This is a genomic window from Longimonas haloalkaliphila (assembly GCF_055379825.1).
On sequence record NZ_AP043948.1, the window covers coordinates 3,667,383 to 3,687,960 of the forward strand.

The following is a 20,578-nucleotide window of genomic DNA, read 5'->3' on the forward strand; positions in this document are numbered from 1 at the left end:
ACTGTACAAAATGCCGTGCAACAAGAGATCCATATGTAGAGACTGCCACACAGCCGTCTCTATCTGTATATATGGGGTGGTGTATAATGGAGAGCTATCCGGTCAATTGATCTTCAAAATGATTGCGAAGAAGGATAGCGGACAGGTTCATCAGCAGGAGAAACGCAAGGAGCACAATAATAGCTGCTGCTGCCAGTTCCTGAAACGCGGCCCCTGGCTCTTCGGTCCACTGGAAAACAAGCATGGGGAGTGCAGTGAAGTCATCCAGGAGGTGTGCTGGGGTAAAATTGATCGCAAGCGCTGCTCCTACGAGTACGAGCGGGGCTGTCTCCCCAACAGCACGACTCAGCGAAAGAATAACGCCCGTTAAGATCCCGGGTAAGGCAATGGGAATGAGATGGTGCCATATCATCTGTGAGCGCGTCGCTCCCAGTGCAAAGGCGCTCTCGCGTATCCCCTGTGGTATTGCACGAATGGCTTCCTGCGTGCTGATAACCACAATGGGTAGTACCAGCAGCGATAGCGTGAGTCCGGCTGCGAGCAGACTGTTCCCCATAGCAAACAGGTACACAAATACTCCGAGCCCCAAGATACCATATACCACAGAGGGCACCCCCGCCAGGTTGGTGATATTCACCTGGATAACGCGCTTGAAGGGTCCCTCATTGGCGTACTCTTCCAGGTAGACAGCCGTGCCAACGCCAATCGGAACGGCGGTACCAGCCACGACTCCCATCAGGTAAAGCGACCCCACAATTGCGGGCCAGATTCCTGAGCCTTCCGGAGTCGCCCCAGGGTAGCCGGAAATAAAAGAGCGGCTGAGCCAGCCTGCGCCCGTCGTCACCACGTCGATAATAAGCGTGGCTAATACCAGCAGTCCGAACACAGTCGCCAGAAAGAGCAGACCTGTGATGATCTGCCCGTAGCGGCGGCGCTTTTGTAGTTGTGGATTAAATGCGTTGTCTTCCATTAGTAATTTTCGCGATACTGACGAATAATCCAGTTTGCAGCGAGGTTCATACCGAGCGTAATCAGATACAGCAGCAGTCCTACTGCGAAGAGGCTCTGATAGCTGACCGTACCCTGATCGATGTCTCCTTTGGCAACTTGCACGATGAATCCGGTCATTGTCTGAATCGACTCAAGCGGATTCGCCGTCAAGTTGGCTGTAGCTCCAGCCGCAATCGCAACAATCATTGTTTCTCCGATAGCCCGGCTCAGCGCCAGGATAAAGCTGGCGATAATACCACTCAGCGCAGCCGGCACGATTACACGCAGTACCACCTCAAATTTAGTAGCACCCAGCGCGTACGCCCCTTCTGCCAGGGAGTTAGGAACAGAGCGAATTGCATCCTCACTTACAGATGCGACCATGGGGATGATCATAATACCGACGACGAGCCCGGCGCTTAACGCATTGAGAGGCGGTAGCGATGAGTCGAACCCCTGTATGATCACCCCCGATACGAAGGTAAGTGCGAAGAATCCATATACGACCGTCGGCACACCGGCAAGCACTTCAAGACTTGGCTTGAGCCAACGTCGCGCGCGCGGCGAGGCGTACTCCGAAATGTAGACCGCGCTGGCCAGCCCAATTGGCATGGCAACAGCTGCGGCGATCACCGTAATTAGAAGCGTGCCCGCAACAAGCGGCAGTACACCAAAAGAGGGGTCAGTACTTGCGAAACGCCACTCCGTGCCTGTCAGAAAGTCAATGACTGACACTTGAAGGAAGAAGCCGACAGACTCGTACAGCAAAATACCGATGATGCCAAGCGTCGTCAGCACCGTGAGCAAGGCGCACGCTCCGAGTCCGTACTTCACGGCTTTCTCGCGTGGGCTTGCGTACAGGTTTGCCGAGAAGTCGACTTTGGTGGATGCTTCCTCAGTCTCAGCAACAGTAGCCGATGCAGGTTCGGAAGAAGAGGACATATAGCAGTTCTAAGAAAAGAGCATGCGGATGATGAAAGACGAACACAGCACGTACCCCCTGTCTGTAGCCTTGTTTAGGGTACACCTGCTTGCCGAAGCTCAACCAATTCATCGTGAGCCAGGCAGCAGGTTGGGCTGGGGCCTGACGGGGCCGCTCACATCATGCTAAACGGCCCTTGCGTAGCGTCGTGTTCGCATTAAGCACAGATCTATTCGGAGTCGACTTCCCCGGCTCCCTCAGCTCCTATGCCGTCAGCATTCATGCGCTCCAGAAGATCTGATATGCGCACTCCGATCGTAGGTCCTTCCCCGCCAAACATCGTTCCTTCTATGCGGTTTTCGAAGCGCTCCATTACCAGCTCGTATACGTCTTCCTCAAACGGCACGTACTCGGCCTGTCGTACAAAGCGGCGCGCATTCTCAATATAATGCCGCACAAAGGGCTCCACTTCCGGGTTGGCTTCTAAGCGGTCAATGTTCACGTAGATGAACTCGGGACGTGCCAGCGGCTGATACATGCCATTGGCTACTGTTTCTTGCGTCGGGCGGACGCACCCGTCGCCTTGCTCGTTGTCGATTTCAATCAGGCGAAGCGCATCGCTGTTATTTTCGTAGTATGACAGCCCGAAGAATGCCATTCCGTTTTCATCGCGCGATACGCCCTGAACAACGGCGTTATCGGTGTCACTCGCGTTGTATCCGTCGCGTACGTTGCCGCGCTCGCCGTTGATCGCTGCAGTAAAGTAATCAAACGTTCCGCTGGCTGGCGACCGTCCGTACAGGCGTAATTCTTTATCAGGGAAGTTGTCGCGAATATCACTCCAGCGCTCTACGGTGCTACCGCGCTCCCATATAGAGCGCAACTCACTGACCGTCAGGCATGATACGAAGTCATTTCCGGTGTGCGTGGTCACCGTAAGCCCGTCGTACCCGATCGGAAGCTCAATGAATCGCACATTGTTCTCTTGGGCACGATTCAGTTCATCTTCCCGAATGGGGCGCGATGCGCCTGTTACGTCTGTCTCATTACGAAGGAAGCGCTGAAAGCCCGCTGAGGTACCGCTGTTACTGGCAACGACCCGCTTGCCCGGATATTCGTCCTGATAGTCACTCACAGCTGCTCGCGAAATGGGAAAGACCGTGCTCGATCCATCAACCCGCACCGTGTCTGTAGATCCGCCTCCGCATCCAGTCATCGCAGAAAGTCCGGCAACAAGTAGGAGCGAAAGAATACAGGCCGTGACGGTGGGTGTATAGCGCGTCATGTGCTTCATAAATAGAGTCAACGTAAAAAATGTATTAGCGGTAACTGCAAACGGGACGCCGTATGATGGGTCTATTCTTTGAAACGATACCCGACGCCTTTGACCGTCTCAATAAGGGCACTGCCCACTTTTTCGCGGATCTTCCGAATGTGGACGTCGACCGTGCGGTCAACGACATACACATCTGGGCCCCACACGTTGTCCAGGATTTCCTGGCGCGAGAATACTTTTCCTGGGTGCGAAGCCAAAAAGTACAACAGTTCAAACTCTTTCCGCGGCATCCGCATCTCTTTTGAACTATTATTCTCTTGCTCCTGGTAGACCAGGTAGCGGTCGCGATCAATTGTGAGCGTGTGCACCGTAAGCTGGTCGGGGGGCGTGTCGTAGCGCTCTGCACTACGCAGCAGTGCACGCGCCTGACTGAGAATTACCGATACAGACACCGGCTTGCTCAGGTAAATGTCGGCCCCAACGTCTAACCCCTTCACCTGGTCGTCTTCTTCGGAGCGCGCCGTGAGCATCATGATGGGGGTGGTACGCAGGTGGGCATCTTTACGCAGCTGTTCGCACACCTGAATGCCGTTAAGGCGCGGCATCATAACATCCAGCACGATGAGATCCGGGGTAAGCGCACGCGCTTTCTCAAGCGCTTCGACCCCATCTTTGGCCAGTGCCGTTTCGAATCCCTCTTGCTCCATATTGTACTTTAGCAGGCTGAGCAGGTCTTGCTCGTCATCCACTATAAGCACCAATGGGGAGCCGTCTGAGGTCGCAGTCACAAGCAGAATGAGGACTGTTAAACAATAGGGCTTACGTCATACCGTACCGCATAACGTGTTTTTCGTTGTTATCCAACTTTTATCATATTGCAGCGAATCCACGAAATTTGAGACAGGTTCTGATCGTTTCTGACTGTCTTCCGCCTTTCACACCCGTTTTATGTCACCTCACATCCCCTGACTGCATCAAAGCTTTCTGTCACGTCAGGTCAACGTTCTGTAGGTCGTTACTAAACACCTGAACTTTTGGGGGCGCGTTCCGTGTGCACGCGCGTCCTGTACCTGCTTGTTCCCTAAACCGCTCTCGTGTAGTCTCTTATGCGCCTGTGGACCCACGACGACCGTGCTATCTTTAGACTGGCTATTCCGGCACTGGCCGGATTGGCTGCCGATCCGCTCGTCTCGTTGGTCGATACTGCTTTTGTGGGACAGCTCGGACGCGTGCCGCTGGCAGCGCTGGGCGTGAACGCATCGCTCTTTTCGATGGCGTTCGTTATCTTTAACTTTCTTGCGTACGGCACCACCCCGCGCGTAGGGCGCCATGTAGGAAACGGCAATCGCGAAGCGGCCGGACGTGTCGTGGTACGCGCAGTAGTTCTCGCGCTCATCGCTGGTGCCGTTGCGCTGGTCACCCTGCAACTGGCTGCAGTTCCCCTGCTGCGTCTCATGGGGGCAACCGGCGAACTGCTCGATCCAGCGCTGGAGTACCTGCGTATTCGTGCCTTCGCGGGGCCAGCGGTGCTGCTGATTACAGCCGGAAACGGCGCGTTTCGAGGGTATCAGGATACGCGCACGCCCATGTACATCACGATCGGACTGAACCTGGTCAATCTCATTCTGGATCCGATTCTTATCTTTGGACTCGGATGGGGGCTCACCGGCGCGGCGGTCGCTACCGTTGTCGCACAGTGGATCGGCGCCATCGCCTTTCTCTGGCTGCTTTTTCGGACCCGAAGCGATGCCTTTGGCGTGTCTTGGTTTTGGCCCGCTCCACGTACCCTGGTCCCCCTGCTCAAGGTGGGGCGCGATCTCATTGCCCGCACCGCGGCCCTGGTCGGCACCATGACGCTCGCCACCGCCATCGCTACACGCGTGGGCATCACCGCCGTGGCGGCTCATCAGGTCGCCGCCCAGCTCTGGCTTTTTATGGCGCTGATCGTGGATGCGCTCGCCGTAGCAGCTCAGGCACTCGTCGCAAAACATCTCGGCGCCCGTGCCCCCGAACGCGCCCGCATCGTGTCGAACAGAATCATCGGATGGGGGGTGCTCTTGGGTATCGGACTTGGCGCCGGGTTTGCCCTGTTGCAGCCCGTCTTGCCGCAGTTCTTTACAGACGACCCGGCTACCATCGCCGCCATCCTCTCCGTGTTTCCGATTGTAGCACTCTTGCAGCCGCTGAACGGATTCGTGTTCGTGGGCGACGGCATTTACATGGGAGCCGAGCGCTTTCCATATCTGGCGAAGGCGATGCTGCTCTCTGCCGGTGGAGCTGCCGTGGTGCTACTGCTGGTGCTGCCGATGGGGTGGGGACTCACCGGCGTCTGGATGGGTATTACCACGCTCATGGTGCTGCGCACACTCACGCTGGTCCTTCCATACGCACGCGGGCACGCCCTGCAATCGTAATCTGTGTGATGGGTTGCAAGCCGTGCCCGCGTAGCGTTTATGCTCGCTATTGAACGATTTGAGGGCGTGCGCCTCGCGGGATGTACGCTGTAGCACGCACGCTCCTCTATCGGTTACGTGCCCGATCGGGCCATCTGCTGCAGACGGGAAATACGCTCTTCTGTAGATGGGTGCGTCGAAAAGAGCGTGCGGAGTCCGTTCATGCCTCCCGAGAACGGGTTCACGATGAACAGGTGCGAGGTGGCCTCGCTTCCGCCGCGCATCGGACGCTGCTGGGCTGCGCGCTCCAGTCGCTGCAGGGCGTTTGCCAGACCGCGTGGATTGCCTGCGATGTCGGCCCCGTCGCGGTCGGCCACGTACTCGCGTGAGCGCGAGATAGCCATCTGAATCAGCACCGCTGCCAGCGGAGCCAGAATCATCATCAGCAGCATGCTCACGAAGTTCTGGTCACGCCCGCCGAAGAAGAAGCCGAAGCGCGCCAGCAGCGTGATCGCCGCCGCCATGGTCGCAGCCACCGATGAGATCAAGATGTCGCGGTTCTTGATATGGGCCAGCTCATGGGCAATCACACCCTCCAACTCGTCTCGGCTCAGCGTGCGCATGATGCCCTGCGTAACGGCCACAACGCCGTTCTGGGGGTTGCGCCCCGTCGCAAACGCATTCGGCTGATCTTGTGGAATGATGCACACCCGGGGCATGGGCAGATCTGCGCGCTTGCGCAGCCGGTCTACCATGTCGTAGAGCTCCGGCGCATCTGCACGCTGGATCTCTTGTGCGCCGTGCATCTTCAGCACGATCGAGTCGCTAAACCAATAGCTGAAAAAGTTGAGCCCGAGTGCAATTACAAGCGCAATCGTCATGCCGCCCGAACCGCCAATAGCGCCGCCAACGAGCGCAAAAAGTACAATCAGGAAGGCCATCAAGGCCGTGGTGCGAAGTGTGCCCATCATAGTCACACGATACAGGCATTAGGAACGATACTACAATTGTGCACCTGTCCTAAATCTCAAACCCTATACCGCAGTTCATCATGACGCCAAAATGGCAGTGGTCTGTTACGGCTTCGTGCCGTTTATCCAGGCCAACAGCACCTGTATCTGCTTGCATACACGCCCTGTTTTTTTTGGATGCGAAGCGACATGCTCTGCCCACCCGTCTCCTCCCAGCCCAGAGGCTACAGCCCTGTTGCGTGCAGTGGTCGCACGCGTGGGAAAGAGTGCTCCACACGCAAGCTAATCACGCGCCCTGCACCCGCTCCACAAACGCCTGATGCGCTTCGCTGCCGAGCGCCTCATTTAGCCGGACCAGCACCGCCGCCGGGTTGTCATCTAAGAGCGCCCCCACGTCCAATACCAGCCCGGGAAACGTCATGCTGTGCAGGCAGCCTTCATCGTCGGGCGACTGCGTCTTGTACGCCCCGCCTTCCAGCTGGAACCAGTCGATGCGGGTCTCCGCAATCTGCCACACCACGTACTCCTGCACGCCATTGCGCCGGTACGCACACTTTTTGTCGTACAAATCGTACGCCGCACTGCTGTGTGCCACCTCTACCACCAGCTCCGGCGCGCCCTCAATGTAGTCGTCCTCGTTGATGCGCGACTGCCCTCCACATCCTTCATCAATGCGCAAAAGGGCATCGGGCTGCGGCTCGTTATCCAGGTCGAGTTGCACAGTGGCGTTGTCGTGTACGGTAACGCCTGGAGTTTGAATCGCATAAGTACCCAGCCATGTGGTAAGATACGCATGAGGCTGACTATGCTGTCGTGCTGTTACAGAAGAGGGCATATACACTTTTCCTTCGATCAGTTCGGCTTTTTTAACACCCGGCATCGCCTGATAGCGGCGCTCAAACTCATGACGCGTGAGCCGATCTCCGTTTTTAAGACGGAGCGGAGCCAATACGGAAGGGGGTGTAGCCATCACGCTGAACGGTCGGTGAAGTGTGTAATGAGATCACTCGAACCCACTTTGTGCAAAAACGATGTAGGCACACAAGAGATCCTCTCTTGCACGACGTCACTCTGCATCCGCAAGCGCCTGCTCGATGTAGCGATCTACCGCATCCTGTAGCACCGGCAGCGGCACCGATCCGTTGGCCAGCACCACGTCGTGGAAGGTGCGCACATCGAAGTCCTCACCCAGAGCGCTCTCGGCTTCGGCGCGCATATCGCGAATCGCCAGTTCGCCGATCTTGTACGCCAGCGCCTGCCCCGGCCAAGCAATGTAGCGGTCGACCTCGGTGGTGATGTTGTGCAGCGACAGCGCCGAGTTCTCCGCCATAAAGTCGATCGCCTCCTGACGGCTCCAGTCCAGCGCATGCATGCCAGTGTCAACCACCAGACGCAGCGCACGCCACATCTCGTAGGTGAGCCGCCCAAAGTCGCTGTACGGATCCTCGTAGAAGCCGTCCACGTCCAGCCCCAGCCGCTCGGCGTAGAGCGCCCAGCCCTCCACAAACGCGGTAAAGCTGGAGAAGCGACGGAACGGCGGTAGGTCCTCCAGCTCTTGCTGCAACGCAATCTGCAGGTGGTGCCCTGGCACCGCCTCGTGCAGCGAGAGCGCCTCCACCTCGTAGAGCGGACGGCTCGCCAGATCGTGCGTGTTCACGTAGTAGAATCCAGCACGCGTGCCGTCTCCTGCCGGGCGCTGGTAGTAGGCGGTGGTGGTACGCGGGGCGATGTAGTCGGGCACCGGACGAATGCCGTAGGGCATGCGGGGGAGCGTTTCGAAGAGCTCGGGCAAGGCGCCATCCATCTGCTTCAAGACGTAAGCCACCTCTTTCATAAGCTCCTCGGGCGTATCCGCATAGAACTGTTCGTCCGTGCGCAGGAACTCCACGAATCCATCAAAATCATCGTCAAACCCCTCCGCTTCTACAATCTCCATCATCTCATTGCGGATGCGCTCAACCTCCTCCAGCCCGGTTTGGTGGACCTCCTCAGGGGTCAGGTCGAGGGTGGTGAAATACCAGACGCGATGCGAATAAAAGTCCTCGCCGTCAGGCAGGTCGGCGGCGGCAATCGTTTCGCGTGATGCAGGAATGTATTCGCCTTCCATGAACTCCAGGAACGCCTCGTAGCCGGGCACCACCGCCTCCATAATAGCGGCTTTGCCCTCGTCCTGCAGCCGCTCTTGCTCTTCTTCAGAGATGCGGCTTGGAAACGACTCGAATGCATCGTAGAGTTGATGCGCCTCAGGATCGTCGACGATGTGCGGCGTAATGGCATCCTGCGCATCCTCAAGGACAATAGCGGGCAACACGTAGCCTTCTTCGATGCCCGTACGCATGATGGTGATGTGCTCATCTGCATAGCGGTCAAACGCCTGCAGCCGCGCGATGAAGTCCTCGTAGTCAGCTACCGTGTTCAGCGGCATGCGGTCGGCCAGCTGCGGAAACGAGATGTGAAAGCCGCTGCGATTGCTGATTGGCATCAGATAGGTGCGGAAGTCATGCTCGGCGACACGCCGCTCTAGCCCCTGTGCAAAGATGTCGTAGTTGACCTGGTCGTCGCGGTCGAGTGCGCTGCGGTCAATGTTCTGCAGCTGTTCCAAGAACGCCTCCTCCTGCTCGCGCTCCGCCTGCGCGGCGGCCACACTCACCTCTGGAAGCCGGTCGTTGTACGCGTGCACGCCGACCGAGGTCGCGAAGAGCGGGTTGGCCTGCAGCCGGTACTGCCACGCCTCATCAAACAGGTCGTGGAGCGCATCGCCCGGACTCTGTGCCGCACCGGGTATAGCCAGTGCCAGCAGCAAAAGAAGCGGCAGGGGGATGCGGAATGGATTGGGCATGGCAACATAGGGCAGATGCGTAAATGGTGGATACGCAACATAGTAAGCATCCGGCTTTTGTGCCAGCGCCTGCAGCTATGTGTTTGTTCTATGGCGGTGTCGGCTACAGTGGTGTTGGCTACAGTGGTGTTGGCTACAGTGGTGTTGGCTACAACGTATCGGCCTCATCAGTGAGAGGCAGGTGGATGCGGAAGGTGGTACCGACTCCTTCCGTCGTCGCAAACGTGATGTCTCCATCCAGTTCGCGAAGGGTCTTGTGCGCAATAGCCAGTCCGAGACCGGTTCCGCTCGTCTTCGTCGAGAAGTTCGGCTGGAAGATCTTATCGCGCTTATCGGTCGGAATGCCAATGCCGTTGTCTTTAACTGTGAGCTCAGCGCGTCCGTGCGGGTGCTTATCATCAGCGTCTTTACGGCGGGTCGCTACGCGAATATGCGGGTCGCGCTCATTGGGAATCGCCTGCAGCGCGTTTTTGAGCAGGTTGATACATACGCGGCGCAGCTCCTCACGGTCGGCCTCTACGACCAGCGGCTCGCTATGCCACCGGGTTATGATAGCTTCCTCAGATGCCTCTTCGCGCATGAGCTGCACCGCTTCCTGCACTACCTCGTTTACGTCGAGTGGTTCGAGCACACGTGTGGGCAGGCGCGCGAACGACGAAAACTCATTCGCAATGCGTGAGAGCGTGTTGATCTGATCGATGAGCGTGTTGGTAATGCGCTCAAACAGTTCGGCAAACGCATCGGAGTCGGGGTGTTTACCCTCTGCATCCGCTATCGCACTCCGGCGACGCTGAAACGCACGCTGCAGGTGCTGTAGCGACAGCTTCATGGGGGTGAGCGGGTTTTTGATTTCGTGCGCCACCTGCCGGGCCATCTCGCGCCAGGCCATCTCGCGCTCCTGCTGCGCCAGCTGACGGCGCTGCTCGGCCAGCTGCGCTCGCATGTCGTTGAACGTCTGTACCAGCTCGCCAATCTCGTCGCGCGTCTGCACCGGCAACATGCGGGCGAAGCGCCCCTCCCCCACCGCCTGTAGCCCTTCACGCAGCTGCGCAATGGGCTGCGCGATCGCGTTGGCCACAAGCGAGGCCGTGATCATAACAACGATAACAAGCATGAGCAGTGCGCCAAACAGGTACGCCAGCGTGCGTGCCTGCTCTTCTTCAAGCCGCTCTTGCTGCGCCAGTGTAGGGACGGCCAGCACCACGCGTGGTCGTCCTTCATCGTCGGTCAGGGCCTTGTAGCCAACGCGGTACTCGAACGTACCAATGGCGGCCTGCGCGGTCGTAAAGCGCCGCTGCTCCAGGTACAGCGCCCGGTACACATCCATCGGAAGCCGGGGCGCTACAAGCCCGTCGCGCACCAGACGCGGGCGGCTGGTTTCCGTGAGGAGCCCGTCTTCGTAGACATCGAGGTCGGTTCCCATACGCACCGACAGCGCGTTCATATCGATGCGTTCCACAGTGCGAAAGATGCGCTCTCCGCTTCGTGCTTCCAGGGCCAGGCTCTCTTCGATGCGCGTGAGCATCTCGTTAAGCCGCTGCTCCACGCTGCGGTCGCCCTCGTCTTTCACGACCTGCACGCCAATGCCCCCTACCGCAAACGCTGCGGCCACCCCAACAGCCAGAAATGCGCTAAGCACCTTATCGCGAAACCGGACCCGCTCGGCGGGCAACAGACCAAACCGGTAGCGCAGTGCCAGTCCAATGAGGTAGAGCACCGTTCCGAGCCCGAGCACAGCCACGGTGATGCGAAACAGGTAGTAGAGATGGTCGAAGATCATGATCGTCGGGAGTCGCGCTGCAACGACCTGGTCTTCTGCAGGACCTGCCCGGTAGTAAGTAAGGAAGCGCTGACTGTCGTCGGTGGCCCGCTCCCAAAACGCCGACTCGTCTTGCAGCCGCTGGCGCACGGGAAAGGGAAGGCGTCCCTGCTCGAAGGCCGCGCCCTGACTCCGCTGAAGCGTGCCCTTTCGAAAGTCGGCCAGCGCCAGCTCGGCATAGAGGTCGCTGTACGACCCATCGGGCAGAAAGACACGCGGGATGTCACGTCCACTTCCGAGGAGGCCAGCACGAGACTCGATGCGTACCATCACCCAGTGCAAGGGTGAGGGGCCTGTTACGCGCTGCAGGCCTACGTACTCTACACCGCCCTGCGTGCGATGATCGCGGCTCAGGTCGTCGGGGAGCGGCGTTGCAATCGGTCCGCTTCCGCCCTGCATGGCATAGAGCGTCTGCATCCGCTGGAAGATCTCTTCATCTTCAGGGGAGAGGCGAACGCGCTCTGGCTGCACACCCGGGGTGGCATACTGCGTTTGGGGCGTGCCCGACGAGTCGAGGAGCACGAGGCGCGACTCGTACGGGCTAAGCGAAGTGAGAAGCGAGCCCCGCAGGGCATCGGTTGCAATGGCATCGAGGCTATCGGCCGTGATGGAGGGCTGGTCCCACTGGTTCAGGTCATTGCTTACGCCATCCACAATCTGCTGCAGCGCAAACAGGAGGCGCGGGTTGCGCCCTTCCGCAAACGACTGAGCCGCCTCAGCCATTCGGCTCTGCCGCTGCACGTCCATGCCTACGTAGAGCATGGCGTAGAGCGCGGTTGCCAGAAGCACGGTTGCAGGCAGCAAGTGCTTAAGCGTAAGCTGGTTGAGGCCGTAGTGCGTCCAGCTATAACCGGCCAGGGCTACACCGCCAGCGCCGACCAGGAGCCCGGCAGCTACGAGTGGCGCTACCACGCTCGATGGGGTTACGAAGAACAAGAGCAGTGCAGTAGCAGCCAGGGCGGCGGCGCTGCTTAGGCCCCCGAGTGCAGCAGATCCGTAGTCAGGCCAGGTATGGAGCACCAGGCGTCCGGTTATCCACCACAGCGCGATGAGCACCAGAAAGAGCCCGACCACCAGAAGCATAAGCCCGCTGAACACAACCAGGATAAGCGGCTCAGCAAGGAGCCCAGTGCGTGCGAAAAAGTTCAGTGTGCTATCTACCACCGCGCGCTCTACCACGTAGGCAACAGCCAGCCCCCCACTGAGTCCGATAAGGGGAAGCGCCATGCAGATAACAGCGGTAAGGGGCAGCGACGGCCAGCCCGGCGTGCGCTCTTGTAGGTGCTCACGCCACGACCTGCTGTTGGGCCAGACCGGACGCAGCTTGAGTCCAACCGCAAAGCACACTATAGCGATGCCAAAGGCCGCGCCTCCTGTGAGCAGCAGGTCACCGATCGACCGCATCAGACCGCCGCCGATTCCTGATGCCAGGTTTGCTGGATCGAAAAGCGTGCTGCCTGCCGCCATGCCGTCGATCCACCGTACGGGCATGTCTATCCCGAGCGCAACATAGCGAAGGCTCATGATGCCCGCTACGAGAACCGCTCCCCATTGCAAGAGCGGGAAGAGCGTATGAGTTCGCCGTCGCCGCGCACGCGTCCATGCCTGTATAAACTGGTATGCCGCTCCGCCAAGCAGCCAGACAAAGAGAGCGAGTATCAGCGCACTGCGAACGTCCCCGATGCGCTGCTGTGCCAGACGTGTAAGCTGCGCATGCGATGGCTGCACGACGTGGACCTGTGCAATTGCTTCGCCGTGGAGATTCTGCAGCGCACGTGTGTTGGAGCGTTGCACATCAGCGAGATCTGCGGAAGCGGGGTCGGAGTACCAGCTTACGTCAACAGGAAGGGGAAGGGAGGCGGCCCACTGCGCACTCAGGCGATACGATCGAATAAACCGGTTTTGAACCGGCGGGTCGATGCGCACGAGCCGCATCATGCGTATTGCCCCGAGTGCGCGTCCCTCAACGCGGATTGGTGCCCAGACAACCAGCGCGGTCTGGGCTCCCTCTTTATGAGCCACAGCGACCTGTGTGTCGCGTAGAAAAGCTTCGTGGTCAGGTGCTGCATCGAGCGGCATGCTAAATCCGCTCCACCCCAGCAGGCGAGGCGTAGGCGAGTAGACCTCTACCGCCTCCTGCTCGCCAAGATCAAGCCTGGTGAGGTGCGAAACCAGCTCGGGCGGACGCTGCGTTGTGTTTTCGGTTGTGCGAAGCCCTCGAATGATTGTAGAGTCGCGCGCCAGACGCTCGGCCTGCTCGATAAGGGCTTCACGCAGCGTATGGTACTGCACTGCGATTGCGCGATGGGTTTCCTCGACATGCTCATTCCCGCGCGCCTCTACGCGCTCTTCTGTGATGCTGTGATCCTGCACCCATAAGACGCCCCCTCCTGTAGCAAGAAGGAACGCCACGGCCCAGTATACCACCGATCGAGACGAAAATGAAGGCATATGACGCCAAGATATGAGAGGCCAGAAGACGGAATCAAGAACGTAATCTTGTGCCTGTTTGCACGCAGTGCGCAGATAGGCATACGCCGCCTTCCGTTATATGTTAAAGCCTGTCTTCTCCATTGTACCTGTTGTGCGTATCTGTTGTATCTGTGCACACTCAGAGCCTGTTTGGGTTTTGGTTTGTAGGCGAGAGCGAGCGCCGCTGAGGCGAAAATTGGACCCCGATGGCGGTTCGTAGCCGGGGCTACGGGCCGACATTGGGGGCAATTTGCACCAGGGGCATGACCTTCGGCCCCAGTCCAGCGCCGCCGCTCGGAGCCCAAATTAAGAAATCAAAACAGGCTCTCAGTCGCAGCTATCGCTCAAGCCAGCGTCACGGATGGTCAGCCTCAATGCGTAATTCGTGTAGCACCCAGGATTCTGCTCCTTGCTCAAAACGAACCATAACCTGTGCAGGTCTGTCGGCGCGGTCGTGATGAAACACGCCCATCACAAAAAGGCTGGCGTCGGCTTCAACAGATCGCTCAATCACAAAGTCGGTCGGGCGATGGTGGCGAAAGAAGTCGCGCAAGACGTATGAAGCTTGCGACCGGCTGTAGTAAGAGCGCGACCCCAGCAGATTCAGGTCAATGCGCTCAGCTGTCACGCCAAAAAGGGGATCTGCGTCACCGTTCTTAAAAGCCGATGCAACCCGGTCTACGGCTGTTTCGGTATGCAACGAATCAAGGGAAGGCGAACCCTGCGCCTTCGCCTGCATCGCAGGAAAGGCACAGCCAAGTGCTACGACCCCGCACAGCATCGACACGAAGAGTGTCCGCGCAGATTCAAGTATGTTAGTAACGTGATGTGGCATAGGTGTGGAGGCACAACCGTAAGGTACAAGAAAGCACCGCACACATCATCGAAACGTAGCTCCTGTCTGAAGCAAAAATGTCCGCAACAAGACTTTGCGACACCATCCCCTGCAACTTGTAGAACCAACCTAAAAGTTAGCCCGCCACCTGCTCATCAAGACCCGTTTCATCAGGACCCGTTCATGAACGCATGGAGCAACGCCAAAGACGCGCTGATGCAGCCCGTTCTATCTTTCGCTATCCCTGGCGTCGCTTTGTTGGTAACTTTGCTGATAGCTGGCGTTGCAGACCGTTTCTTGCGTGTGCTGTGTAGCTGTGCTTCTTTCGACAGGAAATAAATGAGGACCCCATGGAAAAAGAAGTCAGCGTCTGTGCCTGAAGCAGTTACAAGGACTATACCCAACTATGCCATGCATATACCAGATCATTGGCTCTCCATCTATCAGGAGGTTGCGACGTTCGCACAGGGTACAACGAACGGATGCGCACCCTTCCAGCAAAACCGGCAACCAGTTCGCTGCAGGAAGCATGCGCATCGCAGGATACACTACCGTCTTATATAACATACGCTCGTGCCCCACGCAGCCGTGGCGCAGCTTACAACTGCTGGCTGCTGTATGTCTTTTCGTAGCGTGCCTTCGTCACGAACGCTATAGAAGCCTCTCTGTAGGCCTCTCGGCTCTTAAATGCTAATGACAGAAAGCGGGCGGATGCGCGCCACCTTAGAGGCAAGTCCGGCACCTACAACGGTATCTACGACTGCCTCGACATCATCTTTAGTCTGCACGCCTCCCTCGCCGCCTGCAGGAGCGGTCTGGTTGGGCAGTTCTTGGGCGCTGATGGTCCGACCGGCGCCATGACAGGCCGACCCGTAGCTCTTTTGCATGCTGTCACGCGTTGCGAGCATCACGAAAGACGTTCCGTCGCGCTCGCCCGGTACGATAACGGGCTGCCCCAGTGCACGGTAGGGAAGCGAGATGCCCGGCGTGCCCGGTCCGAAGGCCCGCGCCGCTCCCTTCCGGTGTACAAAGCATCGTACATGATGATCGTCGACCTGGTGCATTTCAACATGGCCGAGCGTGTGCGCCACATCGTAGACCGTGCGGAGACGGTCACCAAGTCCGCCAAGGGCCTCGTCGGCTGACTCGCGGACGCGGTGGGCAAGCACTTGGCGGTTAGCGTATGCGTAGTTGGCTGCGGCACGCATCGCGCCGATGTAGTCTTCGGCCTCCGACACATCGAGGGGCACGTAAGCAAGATCGGCGCTTGGCGGCGTGGTGTCGTGCGAGGGGCCGGCTTCCTGAAAGTGTGTGATGTAGTCATCGCAGACCTGCCGCCCGTATCCGCGCGAACCGCAGTGAATGAGAACCGTAAGGCGACCTTTCCGAAGTCCCATCGTCAGCCCTGCAGCCCGGTTGTATACCTCTTCGACAACGCCGATCTCAATAAAGTGCGCCCCGCTTCCGAGCGTGCCCAGCTGCCGGCTTCCGGCATCGCGCGCTGCAGCACTCACTTTGTCGGGGTTAGCCTCGTTGAGGCGCCCCCCCTCTTCGGCCCGTACCAGATCATCTTGACGTGCCATGTCGCTGCGCAAGGCCCATTGTGCACCAGACTGCGCGACATGGTCCACCTCGCTTTTCGTGAGATGCAGCGATCCCTCGGCGTCGTCGCCACAGGGAATCGCCTCGCAGAGTGCGTCGTGGAATCCATCGAGATCGTCCTCTACATCCGAAAGGCGGATAGACGACCCCAGCAGACGCACCCCTGTGTTGATGTCGCGCCCTATAGCGGCTGGCGCAATGGCCCCGACCGGATACTTCGACACGGCCACAATACCTACAGGCGCTCCCTTACCCGGGGATACATCGGGCATAACCATGAGGTGCCCCACCAGCCCCGGCAGCGAAGCGGTGTGCACTATCTGATCAGCAGTAGGCCCTAAAAGGATCCGTTCCAGGAGCGCTTCATTGGCTAAAAATCGAACGGGGACGCGCATGTCGGGGTGGGCCGATACCGGCAGCTCCCACGTAAAATCATCAATTTGCGCCACATCAGAACGGTCCATACACATCGGATGCACACGGCTACGATCGCCAAAAAACAACGTCGTATGCGCGTACTTAAATAATTGTGAGCGAGATATCTACGGCTTAATTTAACCTCTGTAACATTTGACGTGTTCCATTTCTTCCTGCAAACAGACCCCTCTTACATCTCGTATTAGTAAATCAATTCACATCCCCAACCCGGCCTCCACACGCTCTATTTCGTTCATGGACCTCTCTCTGCCCGACCGTTTTTCCTCAGCTACGTTCGACTCGTACGTGCCGGCTCACCCTTCGCAAGACGAAGCGCGCAGCGCTGTGCAGGCGTTTGTGGATGCGGCGCCCTGGCAACGGTCATGGCCACAGCGCCTTGCTCCGTGGCGGCGCGAACCCGCACAGCGCGGACTCTACCTCGTGGGGCCGGTAGGTACGGGCAAGACCCATCTGCTCGCGTCAGCGTATCATACGCTGCATCCCGACACGCCCTGCGGGTTTATGCACAGCCACACGCTCTTCCACCAGACTGAGACGCCCCACCGCGTAGCTCGCTCCATTGCCGACCGGTGTACGGTCTTCTGTCTCGATGAGGTTGAGATCGACGATCCGGCTAATGAGGCCCGTCTCGTGCATACGCTTCAGGCGCTCGACGAAGCGGGCGTCTATCTTCTCGCTTCCAGCAACGTGCGCCCCGAAACATTTTCATCGACCAACGTAGGCCCAACGCGCTTCCAGCACTTTCTTCAGAATACATTCGGGGGACGCTATGCGCTGCAGCCGGTTGAAGGCCCCGATCACCGACGTAAAGCCCCTTCCGACGCCTCAGAAGCACACGGGGTCATCTACGTAGGCGCCCCCGCACATACGCGGTCGCACCTAAGAAAGGCCTGCGCGGACTACAATGATGTGATGCATCTCTCTTTCGATGAGCTACGCGATCGGAGCCGCAATATTGCACACGATACGCTTGTGCGGCAACTCACCCGGCCGGCATGCCTTGCTATTGAAGAAGTGACTATTGCTTCCACCGACGATGCGCTGCGACTGCTTCGCGTCGTCGATGCGCTGTATACCCGGCCTGAAGCTCCCGTCTTGTACATGACCGCCCGCAGGCCGCCCGATAACTGGTTTGCCCCCGACCAGTTTGCCGGACTCGCCCGAGCCATCGCGGAGAAGTTCACGCGTACTGTGTCGCGCCTGCATGCGCTCTGTGCCGTGGTCCCCGTTCCGACGCCCGTGCAGGAGTAACAGCCGCTACCAACGCCCGCACTGCTACACCCCGATCCGCTATTCAGCATGCCGGCTACTCGACGTCTACGTCGATGGGCATCGCTTCGTGAATCTCGATGGGCGTACCCCACATGCGTATGGAGGGGCGCCCGGGAACCGCCTTGCCACGAAACCGAATCTGAAGCCCTTCTTGCTGCAGCGAGTCGGGCAGCGTGCCACCCGGGTCGTACCGCGTGCTGTCGCGTGCGATGATCGACCAGAAGCCGCCTTCCAACTCCTGGTAGCGCACTGTTCCCGTAGTGCTTATCATGTCTTCAAGCTCAGAGGCTTCATCATCCGGAGAAAGCGAGGGTACGTCATCAGCAGGCGCGGCAGTGTCGGGGGGCGTGGAACCGCATCCGCCCAGTGCCAGAAGACCTACTGTTCCTCCAATAATAAGTAGCGACACCAGATGCGAGATGCGTAAACTGCTGAGCATGGTGCGGTAGACCATTTGCGGGAGGATTATACATTACAATATGATGAAGCCCGCTCGCACGCAAATCGTTCCGAAACGCACACCCATCAGCACAGGTGTCAGCACTGCCGTGGCGGGCACACGCGCAAACTCTGTCCTCACCTTTCATCCCCGATATGCAAGATACGAATACGGATTATCAGCGCCTATCTGCACGAATCACCGGCCGCGTACAGGGCGTCGGGTTTCGCCATTTTACTCGCACAACTGCCCAGCGCCAGGGCCTAACCGGCTGGGTCCGCAACGAACCCGATGGGTCGGTGCGCCTCGAAGCCGAGGGCCCACACGAAAATCTGCAAGCGCTGCTCGATGCCGTCCATGAAGGGCCGCGCGCAGCCCGTGTCGACGCCGTAGACGCGGAGTGGAGCGACGCCGCCGAAGACTTTCAGCAGTTTGAGGTACGGTACGCATGAGCAATCTCTTCGCCGTACATGAAGCGCTGCAGTGGGGCACCGAGCAGCTCGCCGACGTTGAGGGGCGTCCGCACCAGCAGGCGCGCTGGCTCCTGGCTGAGGTGCGTGGGCAATCGAGCACCCAGCTCGTGGGGGATGCGCACGCCGCGCTCTCGCCGGAGGAGCAGAAGCGATTCGCCGCACTGGTGCGCCGCCGGGCCGCTGGCGAGCCGCTACAGCACGTGCTGGGCCATACGGACTTCTATGGGCTTCGCATCGCCGTTAGTCCGGATGTGCTCATTCCGCGCCCGGAAACCGAAGTGGTTGTCGAGCAGGCGCTTGCGATGCTCGCCAGCATTGACGCCCCCCGCGTATTCGACGCGGGCACCGGAAGCGGATGCATCGCCTGTGCGATCAAGCACGAGCGGCCCGATGCTACCGTGTGGGGCGGCGATGTGTCGGGCGCGGCCCTCAACGTAGCGCGCCGCAACGCTGAAGCGCTTGCGCTCGACGTGCACTGGAAGCACTTCGATATGACCGCTGACGATGCTGCAGAGCACGCCCCGGACGCCCTCGACCTGCTCATCTCAAACCCGCCGTACATCCCAGACCACGAAGCCGATAGCCTCGACGCGGTTGTGCGCGACTACGACCCGCACGAGGCGCTCTTCACACGGGGCGACGCGCTGCGTTTCTACCAGGCGCTGGCCCGCTGGGGACGCGACGCGGTGCGTCCGGGCGGCCGGTTGCTGGTCGAGACGCACGCCGACGGCACTGCCGCGGTGGCGCAGCTCTTTCGCGCGTGTGGGTGGACAGGCGTCGATGAGAAAGCCGATTGGTCGGGGCGTCCGCGTATGGTCTGGGGGCAGCGCTCCGACTGAGCACCGCCCGTGCGCATCCCCCCTACCCAGCTGCTGTTTACAGAACAGATTGCAGCAAGTGCCTACGCCGCGAAACCATAGACGCGGGCGGCCTCGCGGTGCATAACGGCATGCAGGTCGGCGGTGTCTTCGGGCGTTTGGGCATAGCCCCCCGAGAGGAGCAACACCGTTGCCAGATCGCGCTCGTGGAGCGTTTCCAGGACATAGCCATCGCGCTGATGCAGCCCGCTGCGAGTGAGCGACAGGCGTCCGTAGCGGTCGTTGGCCATCACGTCGATGCCGGCGAGGTAGAACACCAAGTCGGGCCGGGCTTTGTTGAGCACGCCAGGCAGGTGCGCTGTGAGCGCCTCCAGGTATTCAGTGTCGCCACAGCCATCGGGCAAGGGCACGTCGCGGGTAGAGGCCGGCTTCTTAAACGGATAGTTCTTCGCGCCATGCATTGAGAAGGTATACACCGAAGGCGAATCCGCAAAGAAAGCGGCGTTGCCGTTGCCCTGATGCACGTCGAGGTCGACGATGCAGACGCGGTCGACCCAGCAGGCTCGCTGCAGCACACGAATCGCCACGGCCACATCGTTGAGCACGCAGAAGCCCTCGCCGTGGCCCGGCATGGCATGGTGCGTGCCACCCGCCAGGTTGGCTGCGAGTCCGTCTTCGAGCGCCATCATTGCCGCGTTGAGGGTGCCCTGCACGGCGACCCGCGAGCGATAGACCAGGCGCTCCGACCACGGCAGGCCCATGCGCCGCTCTTCGCGGCGCGACAGCGTGCCCGTGGCAAGCGCATTCAGATAATCAGAGGTGTGCACGTGCAGCAGGTCCGACCAGTCGGCCTGGCGCGGCGCCACGACGTCGTTCGGACGCAGGATCCCTTCCTCAAGGAGCCGGGCATGCAGCGCCGGAAATTTTCCCATCGGAAACGGATGCCCCTCGGGCAGGGGCACGTAGTACCCGTCGCAGTAGCTTGCACGCATCCAGCAGAAGAGTTGATCAGATCAGTA

At 59.3% G+C, this 20,578-nt stretch carries 16 protein-coding genes; 4 read left to right on the forward strand and 12 right to left on the reverse strand.

Annotation, left to right across the window (positions count from 1 at the left end; genetic code table 11):
• Positions 1-94: 94 nt before the first annotated feature.
• The 4 genes from pstA to ACZ48V_RS14410 form a co-directional block, all read right to left on the reverse strand.
• A complete protein-coding gene (gene pstA, locus ACZ48V_RS14395) occupies positions 95-970 on the reverse strand; it encodes a phosphate ABC transporter permease PstA (protein ID WP_464540253.1) in 876 nt (291 codons plus the stop codon).
• Complete coding sequence (gene pstC, locus ACZ48V_RS14400; protein ID WP_464540255.1) at positions 970-1,932, reverse strand: phosphate ABC transporter permease subunit PstC; 963 nt, start codon at positions 1,930-1,932, stop codon at positions 970-972. The genes pstA and pstC overlap by 1 nt, the downstream gene beginning before the upstream one ends.
• A gap of 209 nt (positions 1,933-2,141) precedes the next feature.
• Positions 2,142-3,197: a PstS family phosphate ABC transporter substrate-binding protein gene (locus ACZ48V_RS14405; RefSeq protein WP_464540257.1), complete on the reverse strand. Its 1,056-nt coding sequence runs from the start codon at positions 3,195-3,197 to the stop codon at positions 2,142-2,144.
• A gap of 71 nt (positions 3,198-3,268) precedes the next feature.
• Complete coding sequence (locus tag ACZ48V_RS14410; protein WP_464540259.1) at positions 3,269-3,976, reverse strand: response regulator transcription factor; 708 nt, start codon at positions 3,974-3,976, stop codon at positions 3,269-3,271.
• Between the two features lie 318 nt (positions 3,977-4,294).
• Here ACZ48V_RS14410 and ACZ48V_RS14415 point away from each other — a divergent pair, with 318 nt between their 5' ends.
• Positions 4,295-5,602, forward strand: a complete 1,308-nt coding sequence (locus ACZ48V_RS14415) for an MATE family efflux transporter (protein ID WP_464540261.1) — start codon at positions 4,295-4,297, stop codon at positions 5,600-5,602.
• Between the two features lie 113 nt (positions 5,603-5,715).
• Here the strand turns inward: ACZ48V_RS14415 and htpX are convergent, their stop codons facing one another.
• From htpX to ACZ48V_RS14445, 6 genes are all read right to left on the reverse strand, one after another.
• On the reverse strand, positions 5,716-6,549 hold the full coding sequence (gene htpX / locus ACZ48V_RS14420) for a zinc metalloprotease HtpX (RefSeq protein WP_464543143.1): 834 nt from the start codon (positions 6,547-6,549) through the stop codon (positions 5,716-5,718).
• A gap of 289 nt (positions 6,550-6,838) precedes the next feature.
• Positions 6,839-7,522 (reverse strand): Uma2 family endonuclease, encoded by a 684-nt coding sequence (locus ACZ48V_RS14425; protein ID WP_464540263.1) that lies wholly within the window; start codon positions 7,520-7,522, stop codon positions 6,839-6,841.
• Positions 7,523-7,618: 96 nt separating this feature from the next.
• Positions 7,619-9,391, reverse strand: a complete 1,773-nt coding sequence (locus tag ACZ48V_RS14430; RefSeq protein ID WP_464540265.1) for a DUF885 domain-containing protein — start codon at positions 9,389-9,391, stop codon at positions 7,619-7,621.
• Between the two features lie 148 nt (positions 9,392-9,539).
• Positions 9,540-13,661 carry an ATP-binding protein gene (locus ACZ48V_RS14435; RefSeq protein ID WP_464540267.1) on the reverse strand — a complete coding sequence of 1,374 codons (4,122 nt, stop codon included), beginning with the start codon at positions 13,659-13,661 and terminating at the stop codon, positions 9,540-9,542.
• Between the two features lie 376 nt (positions 13,662-14,037).
• Entirely contained in the window at positions 14,038-14,517 is a 480-nt protein-coding gene (locus ACZ48V_RS14440) for a DUF4783 domain-containing protein (RefSeq protein ID WP_464540269.1), read from the reverse strand.
• Positions 14,518-15,200: 683 nt separating this feature from the next.
• On the reverse strand, positions 15,201-16,583 hold the full coding sequence (locus tag ACZ48V_RS14445; RefSeq protein ID WP_464540271.1) for an RtcB family protein: 1,383 nt from the start codon (positions 16,581-16,583) through the stop codon (positions 15,201-15,203).
• A gap of 208 nt (positions 16,584-16,791) precedes the next feature.
• Between ACZ48V_RS14445 and zapE the strand changes: the two genes are divergently transcribed.
• Complete coding sequence (zapE, locus tag ACZ48V_RS14450) at positions 16,792-17,808, forward strand: AFG1/ZapE family ATPase (protein WP_464540273.1); 1,017 nt, start codon at positions 16,792-16,794, stop codon at positions 17,806-17,808.
• Positions 17,809-17,863: 55 nt separating this feature from the next.
• On the opposite strand, the gene ACZ48V_RS14455 is transcribed toward zapE, so the two are convergent.
• Positions 17,864-18,268, reverse strand: coding sequence for a hypothetical protein (locus ACZ48V_RS14455; protein WP_464540275.1), 405 nt, complete (start codon positions 18,266-18,268; stop codon positions 17,864-17,866).
• A 155-nt stretch (positions 18,269-18,423) separates the two neighbouring features.
• Between ACZ48V_RS14455 and ACZ48V_RS14460 the strand changes: the two genes are divergently transcribed.
• Together ACZ48V_RS14460 and prmC are read left to right on the forward strand one after the other, a co-directional pair.
• Entirely contained in the window at positions 18,424-18,720 is a 297-nt protein-coding gene (locus ACZ48V_RS14460) for an acylphosphatase (RefSeq protein ID WP_464540277.1), read from the forward strand.
• The gene (gene prmC / locus ACZ48V_RS14465) at positions 18,717-19,580 is read left to right on the forward strand and encodes a peptide chain release factor N(5)-glutamine methyltransferase (RefSeq protein ID WP_464540279.1); all 864 of its coding nucleotides are present in this window, start codon (positions 18,717-18,719) and stop codon (positions 19,578-19,580) included. The genes ACZ48V_RS14460 and prmC overlap by 4 nt, the downstream gene beginning before the upstream one ends.
• 62 nt (positions 19,581-19,642) lie before the next feature.
• On the opposite strand, the gene ACZ48V_RS14470 is transcribed toward prmC, so the two are convergent.
• Positions 19,643-20,551 (reverse strand): histone deacetylase family protein, encoded by a 909-nt coding sequence (locus ACZ48V_RS14470; protein WP_464540281.1) that lies wholly within the window; start codon positions 20,549-20,551, stop codon positions 19,643-19,645.
• Between the last annotated feature and the right edge of the window lie 27 nt (positions 20,552-20,578).